Annotated in this window: 14 protein-coding genes; 3 read left to right on the forward strand and 11 right to left on the reverse strand. The window is 73.8% G+C overall.

The window, feature by feature from the left end; translation table 11 throughout:
• Nucleotides 1-13 precede the first annotated feature (13 nt).
• From ABIB53_RS08070 to ABIB53_RS08080, 3 genes are all read right to left on the reverse strand, one after another.
• Nucleotides 14-904 carry a homocysteine S-methyltransferase family protein gene (locus ABIB53_RS08070; protein WP_354587793.1) on the reverse strand — a complete coding sequence of 297 codons (891 nt, stop codon included), beginning with the start codon at nucleotides 902-904 and terminating at the stop codon, nucleotides 14-16.
• A gap of 151 nt (nucleotides 905-1055) precedes the next feature.
• Nucleotides 1056-1556: an SRPBCC family protein gene (locus ABIB53_RS08075; protein ID WP_354587794.1), complete on the reverse strand. Its 501-nt coding sequence runs from the start codon at nucleotides 1554-1556 to the stop codon at nucleotides 1056-1058.
• On the reverse strand, nucleotides 1553-1906 hold the full coding sequence (locus ABIB53_RS08080; protein WP_123090974.1) for an ArsR/SmtB family transcription factor: 354 nt from the start codon (nucleotides 1904-1906) through the stop codon (nucleotides 1553-1555). Before ABIB53_RS08080 ends, ABIB53_RS08075 begins: the two co-directional genes overlap by 4 nt.
• A gap of 120 nt (nucleotides 1907-2026) precedes the next feature.
• Here ABIB53_RS08080 and ABIB53_RS08085 point away from each other — a divergent pair, with 120 nt between their 5' ends.
• Genes ABIB53_RS08085 through moaA form a run of 3 tightly spaced genes read left to right on the forward strand, consistent with a single transcriptional unit; the run spans nucleotide 2027 to nucleotide 3959 of the window.
• Nucleotides 2027-2545, forward strand: coding sequence for a MogA/MoaB family molybdenum cofactor biosynthesis protein (locus tag ABIB53_RS08085; protein ID WP_123090973.1), 519 nt, complete (start codon nucleotides 2027-2029; stop codon nucleotides 2543-2545).
• The gene (locus ABIB53_RS08090; RefSeq protein ID WP_191564369.1) at nucleotides 2542-2976 is read left to right on the forward strand and encodes a molybdenum cofactor biosynthesis protein MoaE; all 435 of its coding nucleotides are present in this window, start codon (nucleotides 2542-2544) and stop codon (nucleotides 2974-2976) included. Before ABIB53_RS08085 ends, ABIB53_RS08090 begins: the two co-directional genes overlap by 4 nt.
• Nucleotides 2970-3959 carry a GTP 3',8-cyclase MoaA gene (gene moaA / locus ABIB53_RS08095; protein WP_229300799.1) on the forward strand — a complete coding sequence of 330 codons (990 nt, stop codon included), beginning with the start codon at nucleotides 2970-2972 and terminating at the stop codon, nucleotides 3957-3959. The genes ABIB53_RS08090 and moaA overlap by 7 nt, the downstream gene beginning before the upstream one ends.
• Here the strand turns inward: moaA and ABIB53_RS08100 are convergent, their stop codons facing one another.
• From ABIB53_RS08100 to narH, 8 genes are read right to left on the reverse strand one after another with little or no spacing between them, the layout of a single operon-like run.
• Nucleotides 3960-4202, reverse strand: a complete 243-nt coding sequence (locus ABIB53_RS08100) for a MoaD/ThiS family protein (protein WP_068273741.1) — start codon at nucleotides 4200-4202, stop codon at nucleotides 3960-3962.
• A complete protein-coding gene (locus ABIB53_RS08105) occupies nucleotides 4199-5104 on the reverse strand; it encodes an NTP transferase domain-containing protein (protein WP_123090972.1) in 906 nt (301 codons plus the stop codon). The genes ABIB53_RS08100 and ABIB53_RS08105 overlap by 4 nt, the downstream gene beginning before the upstream one ends.
• Nucleotides 5101-5592 (reverse strand): cyclic pyranopterin monophosphate synthase MoaC, encoded by a 492-nt coding sequence (moaC, locus tag ABIB53_RS08110; protein WP_123090971.1) that lies wholly within the window; start codon nucleotides 5590-5592, stop codon nucleotides 5101-5103. Before moaC ends, ABIB53_RS08105 begins: the two co-directional genes overlap by 4 nt.
• On the reverse strand, nucleotides 5589-6812 hold the full coding sequence (locus ABIB53_RS08115) for a molybdopterin molybdotransferase MoeA (protein ID WP_354587795.1): 1224 nt from the start codon (nucleotides 6810-6812) through the stop codon (nucleotides 5589-5591). Before ABIB53_RS08115 ends, moaC begins: the two co-directional genes overlap by 4 nt.
• A gap of 12 nt (nucleotides 6813-6824) precedes the next feature.
• The gene (locus ABIB53_RS08120; RefSeq protein WP_354587797.1) at nucleotides 6825-7979 is read right to left on the reverse strand and encodes a ThiF family adenylyltransferase; all 1155 of its coding nucleotides are present in this window, start codon (nucleotides 7977-7979) and stop codon (nucleotides 6825-6827) included.
• Between the two features lie 50 nt (nucleotides 7980-8029).
• Nucleotides 8030-8779, reverse strand: coding sequence for a respiratory nitrate reductase subunit gamma (narI, locus tag ABIB53_RS08125; RefSeq protein ID WP_252974896.1), 750 nt, complete (start codon nucleotides 8777-8779; stop codon nucleotides 8030-8032).
• Nucleotides 8776-9555 (reverse strand): nitrate reductase molybdenum cofactor assembly chaperone, encoded by a 780-nt coding sequence (narJ, locus tag ABIB53_RS08130; RefSeq protein ID WP_354587798.1) that lies wholly within the window; start codon nucleotides 9553-9555, stop codon nucleotides 8776-8778. The genes narI and narJ overlap by 4 nt, the downstream gene beginning before the upstream one ends.
• On the reverse strand, nucleotides 9555-11225 hold the full coding sequence (gene narH, locus ABIB53_RS08135) for a nitrate reductase subunit beta (protein WP_354587799.1): 1671 nt from the start codon (nucleotides 11223-11225) through the stop codon (nucleotides 9555-9557). The genes narJ and narH overlap by 1 nt, the downstream gene beginning before the upstream one ends.
• Nucleotide 11226 lies beyond the last annotated feature (1 nt).

Below are 11226 nucleotides of genomic sequence, written 5' to 3' on the forward strand. Positions count from 1 at the left end.
CGGCGAAGGGGGGTCAGCCCCTGGTCCGGGCGGCCCAGATCGCGCCGACGTGGGTCGCGTCGGTGCCGCAGCACCCCCCGACGACCTCGAGCGCCGGCAGCGAGCGCTCGAGCTCGACGTGGGCCGCGGCGAGCTCGGCCGGGTCGCCGGGGTCGAGGCTCGTCATCGCGTCGAGCTCCTCGTGGCTGCGCTCGGAGGCGTTGACCTTGAGCCCACGCACGCAGTCCCACGGCCCGCTCAGCCCGGCGGCGACGTGCCGCGGGTGGGCGCAGTTGACCATGTACGCGTCCGGAGCGGCCTGGGTGTCGGTGGCCTCGACCGCCTCCTGCAGGCTCGTCCCACCGGGCAGGCGCCCGTCGACCTCGACGGTCCAGCCCACCCACACGGGCACCCCGACGTCGCGCGCCGCGCGCACGACGCCGACGGCCTCGCCGACGTCGGTGAGGGTCAGCACCTCGACGTGGTCGGCGCCCGCCCCCGCGAGAGCCGCGACCTGCGGGCGGTGGTACTCCGCCGCCTCGTCCGGGTCGACCCCTGCCCCCGGCCGGTAGCCGTCGCCCCTCGGGCCGATCTGCCCCACCACCCGCACGGCCGGGACGCGGTCGGACCACTGCTCGCCGATCTCGCGCAGCAGGGCGACCGCGTCGGCGTTGGCGGCGGCGAGGGCCGACGCGTCGTCGCCGAGGAGGTCTCCCCAGTCGCTGCTCGCCCGCCAGGTCGGCGTCTCGAGCTGCAGCCCGACGCCGTGCCGCTCCGCGACCCGCGCGTAGCCCTCGTAGTACTGCCGGAGCAGGTCGCGGCCGTGCCTGTCGCGAAGCAGCACGTAGGCCGCGAAGTGCGGCAGGTCCACCCCGTGGTGGTAGATGAGGTCGGTCTCCAGACCCCCGTCGCTGACGTGCTGCATGGCGATCCCCTCCCTGTCGGCCCCCCGACCAGGCAGTGTCGTGCCCGCCGGGCGAAGGGGGCCACCCCCATGACGGGAGCGGTCCCCCTTCGCGGCGGTGGTCTCGAGGCTCAGGCCCTGGAGGGCCTTCGCACCTCGACCAACGAAGGGGCTAGCGGGAGGACAGCTCGGCGAGGACGTCGTCGACGGCGTCGTAGGAGCTCTGCAGGCCGCCCTCCATGCCCGACTCGACGACCATCTGCACGGTCTCGGGGGAGTCGTAGGTGATGACCGCGCGCAGGTGGGTGCGTCCCTCGCTCTCGGTGTACGTCGTGTCGACGAGCGAGTAGGGCGACTCGAGGTTGTCGAAGCGCTCGGTGTGCACGAGGTGGCCCGGTCGCTCGATCGTGCGGTAGTGACCGGAGAAAGACACCTCCTCGCCCGAGGAGCCGGCGCGCTGGGCGAAGTGCCACGCCCCGCCCTCGCGCAGGTCGATCTCGCAGACGGTGACCTCGCCGTGCCCGGCGCCCCACCACCGCCGCACGTGCTCGGGGGTCGTCATGACCTCGAAGACGAGGTCGGCAGGGGCGTCGAAGGTGCGGGTGACGACCAGCTCCGGGCCGTCGGTGGTGACGGTGGCGCGCTCGCGGGCGCCTCGGGGTGCAGTGCTCATGGCTTCTCCTGGGTGGTGCCCTGCGTCGAGGGCGTGCTCATGGTGGCGAGGTAGTCGCCGAGGTCGTCCAGCCGTCGCTCCCAGTGCTCCCGGTAGAGCTCGAGCCACGTCGTCGCGTCCTGCAGCGGGGTGGCCTCCAGGCGGCAGCGGCGTCGCTGCGCGTCGGGGGTCTTCGAGATCAGCCCGGCCCGCTCGAGCACCGAGAGGTGCTTGGAGATGGCGGGCAGGGACATGGCGAAAGGCTGCGCCAGCTCGCTCACCGTGGCCTCGCCGTCGCCCAGGCGCGTGAGGATCGCGCGCCGGGTCGGGTCGGCCAGGGCGGCGAAGGTGGTGCTCAGCTCGTCTGCCATGTGCTTAACCTATCGGTTGATTAACCAGGTGGTCAACGACTGGTCCGGTCCCGCCGGCTCCCGTCCCCGCACCCCCCAGGGGGCGTCGGGGCCGCAGGGCGTGGTGAGAGGATGGGGGTGATGACGCAGCCAGCCCCGACCACCGCGCCCGTGGGCGCCCATGTCCTCACCGTGTCGGACCGCTCGGCCCGTGGTGAGCGCGAGGACCTGTCCGGTCCGGCCGGTCGCGAGGCCCTCGAGGGCGCTGGCTTCGTCGTGACGACCTCGGTCGTGCCGGACGGCGCCGACAGCGTGCGCGACGAGCTGCGGCGGGTGCTCGCCGAGGGGGTGCGCGTCGTGGTCTCGACCGGGGGCACCGGTGTCGGCCCGCGCGACCGCACGCCCGAGGGCACGCGCGAGGTCCTCGACGCCGAGCTGCCCGGCGTCGCCGAGGCGATCCGCGCCCACGGCGCGACGAAGACCCCGCACGCCGTCCTCACCCGTGGTCTCGCCGGCGTCGTCCACGCGACGGCAGACCACCCCGGTGCCGTCGTCGTCAACCTGCCCGGCAGCCCGAAGGCGGTGCGCGAGGGCCTCGAGGTCGTCGTCCCGCTGCTGGCCCACCTGCTCGACCAGCTCCACGGAGGCGATCACCGATGACCTGGCGCGCCCAGATCGCGACCGACCCGATCGACCTGACGGCCCTCATGGCCGAGGTGGGCGGTCCCTCGCACGGGGCTGTCTCCACCTTCGTCGGGCAGGTCCGCGACCACGACCCGGAGGCATCCGGCGAGGTCGTCTCGCTCGACTACTCCGCGCACCCCGACGCGGGCCGTGTCATCGGCGACGTCGTCTCCGCCGCGGTCGCCGCCGGTGATCCCGACGGCCAGGCCCAGGTCGTCGCCGTGCACCGCGTCGGCCACCTCGAGGTCGGCGACCTCGCCCTCGTCGTGCTCGTCGCGAGCGCGCACCGCGACCTCGCGATCACCCTGTGCCGCGACGTCGTCGAGGCGGTCAAGCACGGCGTGCCGATCTGGAAGAAGCAGCACGAGGTCGACGGCAGCCACCAGTGGAGCGGGCTCTCGTGCTGACCGACGGCCACGGACGCGTCCACCGGGACCTGCGGGTCTCGCTCACCGACCGGTGCAACCTGCGCTGCACCTACTGCATGCCCGCCGAGGGCATGCCCTGGCTGCCCACCCCCGACCTGCTGACGACCGACGAGCTCCTGCGCGTCATCGAGGTCGCGGTCGCGGCCGGCATCACCGAGGTCCGGCTCACCGGGGGCGAGCCGCTGCTGCGCCCCGACGTCGTCGACGTCGTCCGCGGTGTGGCCGCCATGAGCGGCGAGCACGGCCCGGTCGAGGTCTCGCTGACCTCCAACGCCCTGCGCCTGCCCAAGCTCGCCCAGCCCCTCGCCGACGCCGGCCTCGCCCGGGTCAACATCAGCCTCGACACCCTGCGGGCGGACCGCTTCGCCTCGATGACGCGGCGCGACCGCTTCGAGGACACGATGGCCGGCATCGCCGCGGCCGACGCGGCCGGCCTCGCCCCCATCAAGATCAACACCGTGCTCATGCGCGGCGTCAACGACGACGAGGCCGGCGACCTGCTGCGGTGGGCCCTCGACCACGGCTACGAGCTGCGCTTCATCGAGCAGATGCCGCTCGACGGCGGTCACACGTGGCAGCGCTCGGAGATGATCACCGCTGCCGAGATCCTCGGGTGGCTGCGCGAGGACTTCGACCTCGTCGAGATGCCCGGTCGCGGGGCGGCCCCGGCCGAGCGCTTCGTCGTCGACGGCGGCCCCGGCACGGTCGGGATCATCGCGTCGGTGACGATGCCCTTCTGCGGGGCGTGCGACCGGCTGCGCCTCACCGCCGACGGCCAGCTGCGCTCGTGCCTCTTCGCCCGGGGCGAGACCGACCTGAGGACCCCCCTTCGCGACGGGTCCTCCGAGGAGGAGGTCACCGCGCTGCTCCACTCGTGCCTCGCGGGCAAGCGCCCCGGTCACGGCATCGACGAGCCCGGATTCCTCCAGCCACCGCGCCCGATGAGCGCGATCGGCGGCTGATCAGCCCCCGGCGAAGGGGGGCAGCACGTCGACGACCGAGCCGGTCGGCACCTGCGGGTCCTCGCCCTGGGCGTTGCGCCCGTCGACGAGCACCGCGCACCGCGGCAGCACGCGCGCCACGGCGTCGCCGTGACGCTCGACCGTCGCGGCGAGCACCGCGGACAGCAGGCCCTCGGGCACCTGCTCCTCCTCGACGCCGGCGGCTTCCGCCGCCCCGCCGAACCACCTGACCTGCACGCTCATGACTGCTCCTCCGGCACCGGGGGTGCCTGCTCGATCGTCGCGACGATGGCCCGCCGCAGGGCGACCTGGTCGACCTCCTCGCCGCGCGCCTGCGCCGCACCGACGGCCAGGCCGAGGACGTAGGACGACACCGGCGCGAGCGGCCGGTCGTAGCCGTGGGCGACCTGCTTGGTGAGGACGTGGATGCCGGCGACGTCGACGAGATCGGGGTCGACCGCGACCGCCTCGCAGGCCATCTCGACCCACTGCCGCCAGCGCTGCACGGTCGCGGCGTCGCCGCGCAGCCGCGGCTCGCGGGGGGCGTCGGCCGGGCGCTGCGCCTGCCAGGTCCGGGCGTCCGTCGGGGTGTCGATGTCGGCGACCGCGGCCGGGTCGACGGCGACGGTGGTGAGGCGCAGCGAGGACAGCAGGGCCTTCATCGAGCGGTTGCGCACGGTGTCGAGAGACTCGACCGCGCCGCGCAGCGCCGCCGTGCGGTGGATGCCGAAGAGCCACTGCGGGTGCTCGGCGTCACCGGCCAGGCAGATACCGTCGACGTCGTCCTCTCCGTCCTCGTCCGCGCGGGCCGCCGCCTCGAGCAGGGTGGCGATGCCGGCGGCGGGGTCGGCGAGGTCGCTCGCGAGGAGCAGGGTCCACCGCGCGGGGCTCGTCACGGCCTGCAGCCCGGCGTCGGTGCCGGCCGCCGGGCCGCCGGACGGGGGGTCCTCGAGCGTGCGCACCACGTCGTCGGGGGCGTCGATGCCTCGCCCGACGAGCACGCGGGTCGACGCCGACCCGGTCGCCGCGAGGACGCGGTCGAGCAGGCGCTCGCCGTCGACGGTGAGGTCCGCCTTGACCGCTCCTCCGAGGCGCGAGCCGGCGCCGCCGGCGACGACGACGACGTCGTACTCGACGGCGCTCATGCGTGGTCCTGCGTCTCGGGGCGGGTCCACGACCCGGAGCGCCCGCCCTGCTTGCTCAGCACGCGGATGTCGGTGATGCGGGCGGTGCGGTCGACGCCCTTGACCATGTCGACGACGGCGAGCGCTGCGACGCTCACGCTCGTCAGCGCCTCCATCTCGACACCGGTGCGGTCGGCGGTGCGCACCGTCGCGACGACGTCGACCCCCGTGTCGGTGATCGTCAGGTCGACGGTGCACCCGTGCACGCCGATGACGTGGGCGAGGGGGAGCAGCTCCGGGGTCTTCTTCGCGGCCTGGATGCCCGCGACGCGGGCGACGGCGAGCACGTCCCCCTTCGGCACGGCGCCGTCGCGCAGCAGGGCGACGACCTCCGGCGCGACCCGCACCGACCCGGCGGCGGTCGCGGCTCGGACGGTCGGCGACTTCTCGGTGACGTCGACCATGCGGGCGTGCCCGCCCTCGTCGAGATGGGTGAGGGGGTGGCTCATGCCAGGCTCCTGATCGTCAGGAGGTCGCCCGGGGCGACCTCGGTGGTCTCCTCGGGCACCTCGGCGAGCGCGTCGGCACCGGCGAGCGAGGTCACCATGTGCGACGCCGACCCCCGGCGGTGCGACGGGGTGGCGAGAGGGCGCAGGTCCTCGCCCTGGGTGATGCGCACCGGGACGAGCTGGCGCCGACCGGGCGGCGAGCGCCACCCGGTCGCGGCGACGGCGCGGGTGGTCGGGCGCGGCGCCCGGCCGAGCAGCGCGTCGAGGAGCGGCCGCACGACGACCTCAAAGGAGATGGCCGCGCTCACCGGGTTGCCCGGGAGCGCGACGACCGGGGTGCCCTGCCAGAGCGCCCAGCCCTGGGGCTTGCCCGGCTGGACGCGCACGTGACGGTAGGTCGCGCCCGCGTGCTCGGTGAGCACGTCGCGGGCCACGTCGTAGGCGCCGACGCTCGCCCCACCGGTGAGGACGACGACGTCGGCCTGCGCGGCGAGCTCGTCGAGGGCCCGCACGACGAGGGCGGCGTCGTCGCGCACCGTGGGCGGCACGACGACGTCGGCGCCCTGCTCGCGGGCGGTCGCCGCGAGGTGCGTCGCGTTGGACTCGTAGACCTGACCACGCCCCAGCTCGCCACCGGGGGCGACGAGCTCGTCGCCGGTCGCGGCGACGGCGACGACCGGTCGGCGGCGCACGGGCACCTCGGCGTGCCCGGCGGCGGCGACGGACGAGAGGACCCGTGCGGTGAGCGTGGTGCCGGGCTCGGCGACGAGGTCGCCGGCCTGGAGGTCCTCGCCGGCCCCGCGGACGTGGGCGCCCTGCCCGCGCTCGGGGGCTGCGGTGACGTGGACCCGCTGCTCGCCGCCGTCGGTGAGCTCGACGGGCACGATCGTGTCGGCGTCGCCCGGCACGGGTGCGCCGGTCATGATCCGCACGCACTCGCCCGGCCCGATCGCCGGGTCGTGCGGCGAGCCCGCGGGCACCTCGCCGACGACGGCCAGCTCGACGGGCGCGTTCGCGACGTCCGCCCAGCGCACGGCGTAGCCGTCCATCGCCGAGTTGGCGAAGGCCGGGACCTGGCCGCGCGCGGTGACCGCGCCCGCGAGCACGCGGCCGTGGGCGTCGTCGAGCGCGACGACCTCGACCGGGGTCGGGCCGGGCACGAGGCGCAGGACCTCGGCGACGTACTGCTCGAGCGTCAACAGCTCGCGGGTGGTGCTCACGGGTGCCTGCTCCTAGTAGCGGGGGAGAGAGGGGTCGACCTCGTCGACCCACGCGAGCATGCCGCCGTCGAGCACCTCGAGCTGCTCGTAGCCGTGGGCTCGCAGGGTCGCGGCGGCCAGGGTCGCGCGCGGCCCGGCCTTGCACACGAGGACGACGGTGCGGTCGCGCGGGACGCCGAGCGCGTCGGGGTCGCCGTCGCGCAGGGTGGCCAGGGGGATGTGCGCCGAGCCCGGCACCATCCCGAAGGCGATCTCGGCCGGCTCGCGCACGTCGAGGACGAAGGGGGAGCCCGGCGCCTCGACAAGGGCGGCGAGGGCGGTCGCGCTCACGGTCGTCGTCTCCGGCGCGGCCGGGGGAGCGAGGGCGGCCGGCCGCCGCACCGCGGCGTCGTACCGACCCGACGGGGCGAGGGGGATCGAGCGCTGCGTGCTCGCCATGCTGTCGACGTACAGGACGCGGCCCAGCAGCGGCTCCCCGGACCCGGTGACGAGCTTGATCGCCTCGCTCGTCATCATCGACCCGATCTGCCCGACGAGCGCACCGAGCACCCCGGCGTCGCCGCAGGCCGGGACCGACCCCGGCTCGGGCGGGTCGGGGAAGAGGTCGCGCAGGCCGACCGCGGGCAGCCCCTCGGGCGCAGCGGTCCAGAAGGTCGTCACGTGCGCGGCGGTGCGGTACACGGCGGCCCACACGAGCGGCACGCCGAGCTCGGCGCAGGCGGCGTCGACGGCGTACCGCGTCTCGAAGTTGTCGCTGCCGTCGAGGACGAGGTCGTGGCCGGCGAGGACGTCGCGGGCGTTCTCGTCGGTGATGCGCACGTGCCGTCCGACGACGTCGCAGTCGGGGTTGAGCCCGCGCACGCGGTCGACGGCGCTCTCGACCTTCGACAGTCCGACCGACATGGCGTCGTGGATGACCTGGCGCTGGAGGTTCGTCGCGTCGACGGAGTCGTCGTCGACGACGGTGATCGCGCCGACCCCGGCGGCCGCGAGGTAGAGCAGGGCGGGGGAGCCCAGGCCGCCCGCACCGACGACCGCGACCCGCGCCGCGAGCAGCCGGCGCTGGCCCGTCTCGCCGATGCTCGGCAGCAGCAGGTGCCGTGCGTATCGGGTCAGCTGCTCCGGGCTCAGGGGCGGTCCTGGCTCGACGAGGGCGGGGAAGGGCATGGGTCGACGGTACGTCGTCGTCGCGGGTGTCGCGGTGCTCGGGGTGGTGATCAGCGGCGGGTCAGCTCGGACTTGTCCCACCCCCGGCGAGGTGCCCGGCTGCCCGTGCCGCGGCCCGGACGGCTGTCGCGCGACCGGTAGACGAGGTAGGGCCGGGTGAGGTAGCCGATCGGCGCGCTGAAGACGTGGACGAGCCGGGTGAAGGGCCACATCGCGAAGAGGATCATCGCGGTGAGCGCGTGCAGCTGGAAACCGAGCGGTGCGGCGGCCATGAGATCGGGCTCGGGCGCGAAGGTGAAGATGCTGCGCCACCACACCGACACCCCTTCGCGGTAGTCGTACTCGCCGCCGAAGCGCAGGAGCGAGCCCGCGATCGTGTTCCAGATCCCGAGGACCATGACGAGCCCGAGGAAGAGGTACATGACCTTGTCGTTGAGCGTCGTCGCGCTGAAGACCGGCCCGGTGGTGCGGCGGCGGTAGACGAGGATGACGAGCCCGGCGACGGCGGCCAGCCCCGCGGGGATGCCGCCCGCCAGCGCGACGACGTGGTACGTGTGCGCGCTGATGCCCAGCGCGTCGGTCGCGACCTTCGGGATGACGAGGCCGATGACGTGGCCGGCGACGACCCCGAGCATCCCGAAGTGGAAGAGCGGGCTGCCGATCCGCAGCAGCCGGTCCTCGTAGAGCTGCGAGGAGCGGGTGGTCCACCCGAACTTGTCGTAGCGGTAGCGCCAGACGTGCCCGACGACGAAGGTCGCGAGGGTGAGGTACGGGACGATGACCCAGAGGAAGGTGCTCACCGGGGTGCTCCTACGGGGATGGTCGGGCCGGGCGTGAGCGCCTGCGGCGGGGTGGGGCGAAGGGGGTCCGCGGCGGCGCTGCCGCAGGTGGTGCCCGAGGTGCGCGCGAGGTGCTCCTCGACCGCCGGGTCGTGGGTGTAGGGGGACTGGTCGATGCCGACGTCCTCCTGGGGCGGGCCCTGCGCGATGAGCCGGGCGAGAGCCTGCTCGTCGTCGTCGCCGAGCGCGGGCAGGGTGGCCCGCAGCGCCTGGACGACGGGCAGCCACGGCGAGGCCTTGCCCTTGAGCGCCGTGTGCAGCAGCTCGACGCCGACGCGGTGGTCGTTGAGCAGCCGCCAGGCGGTGGCCGCGTCGACGGTCGCGCCGAGCTCGAGGACGACGCACAGGTGGTCGGGCAGCTCCGCGCCCTCGTCGGCGAGCTCGACGCCCGCACGGCGGTAGGCCTGCTTGAACTGCACGAGCGCGGCGCCGCGCTTGCGGGTGTCGCCGTGCAAGAAGTACGTGAGGTGCAGGGCGCACCGGCGGGTGACGTCGAAGGTGTCGACGTACTGCGCCTGGAGCTCGCGAAGGGGGGTGCTCTCGAGGTGGTCGACGACGCCGGTGAGGCGGTCGCCGACGCCGGGGGGCAACCCCTTCGCGCTCTCCCGCAGGACGGGCAGGAGCGTCAGGAGGCGCTCGTCGGGGTAGTCGAGGAGGAGCGAGATGATCTGCCACGCGTCGGCCTGGGCGCGCTCGTCGAGGGCGGGTGCGCTGCGGCGGTGGCGCCGCCACGGCATCACGGCCGATCACCGGACCCTCGGGTCGGGAACATGCCCTCGGGGGTGCCCTTGCCGTCCCAGTTGAGCAGGTTGACGCGCCCGGACTTGCTGCCGCCGCCGACGAGCTGGTCGGAGGTCTGGCGCTCGGCGAGCATGTGGAAGTTCTCGACCGCGACCGGGGTCGTGCCGCCGCGCCCGGAGCCCTCGCCGAAGGGGCCGGAGAGGTCGTCGAGCTCGGTGTCGTAGCCCGAGACCGCGCAGTCCGTCGCGAGCTCCTCGAGCCCGTGCGCCTGCTCGCCGTGGGCGGTGGGGATGACGTAGCGCTCGTCGTACTTCGCCAGGGCGAGCAGGCGGAACATCTCGTACATGTCCTCCTCCTCCATCCCGACGGCCGCGGGGATCTCGCCGCGCGGGTCGCGCCCGAGGTTGATGTCGCGCATGTAGGAGCGCATCGCCGCGAGCTTCTTGAGGACCTCGTCGACGGGCCGGACGTCGCCGGCGGTGAAGAGGTTGGCGAGGTACTCGACGGGGATGCGCAGGGTGTCGATGGCGGCGAAGAGGTTGTCCGCGTCCTCGCCGTCGTGCCCGGTCTCGGCGACGACGTCGACGACGGGCGACAGCGGCGGGATGTACCAGACCATCGGCATCGTGCGGTACTCCGGGTGCAGGGGCAGGGCCACCTTGTAGTCCATGATGAGCCGCCGCACGGGCGATGCCTTCGCGGCCTCGACCCAGTCACCGGGGATGCCGGCCCGCTCGGCCTCGCGCTGCACCTCGGGGTCGAAGGGGTCGAGGAAGACCGAGCGCTGCGCCTCGTAGAGGTCGTGGTCGTCCTCCACCGAGGCCGCGTCGAGGACGCGGTCGGCGTCGTAGAGCATGATCCCGATGTAGCGCAGCCGCCCGACGCAGGTCTCGGCGCACACCGTGGGGATGCCGACCTCGACCCGGGGGTAGCAGAAGGTGCACTTCTCGGCCTTGCCGGTCTTGTGGTTGAAGTAGACCTTCTTGTACGGGCAGCCGGTGACGCACATCCGCCAGCCGCGGCAGCGGTCCTGGTCGACAAGGACGATGCCGTCCTCCTCGCGCTTGTAGATCGCGCCTGAGGGGCAGGACGCCGCGCAGCTGGGGTTGAGGCAGTGCTCGCAGATCCGCGGCAGGTAGAACATGAAGGTCTGGTCGAACTCGAACTTCACCTTGTCCTCGATGCCCTTGAGCATCGGGTCCTTCACGGCGTGCTCCATGCTGCCGCCGAGGTCGTCGTCCCAGTTCGCCGACCACGAGACGTTCATCGCCTTGCCCGAGATGAGCGAGTAGGGGCGGGCGACGGGGAAGGTCTTCTGCGCCGGGGCGTCGAGGAGGGTCTCGTAGTCGTAGGTCCAGGGCTCGTAGTAGTCCTGGATGCTCGGCATCTTGGGGTTGGAGAAGATGTTGAGCAGCTTGTTCAGCCGCCCGCCGGCGCGCAGGCGCAGCCGGCCGTTGGCGGCGCGCTCCCAGCCGCCCTTCCACTCGTCCTGGTCCTCGTACCCGCGGGGGTAGCCCAGACCGGGCCGGGTCTCGACGTTGTTGAACCACACGTACTCGGTGCCGGCTCGGTTGGTCCACGCCTGCTTGCAGGTGACCGAGCACGTGTGGCACCCGATGCACTTGTCGAGGTTCATCACCATCGCCATCTGGGCCATGACTCGCATG

This window comes from Janibacter sp. UYMM211 (genome assembly GCF_040547045.1).
GTDB lineage: Bacteria > Actinomycetota > Actinomycetes > Actinomycetales > Dermatophilaceae > Marihabitans > Marihabitans melonis.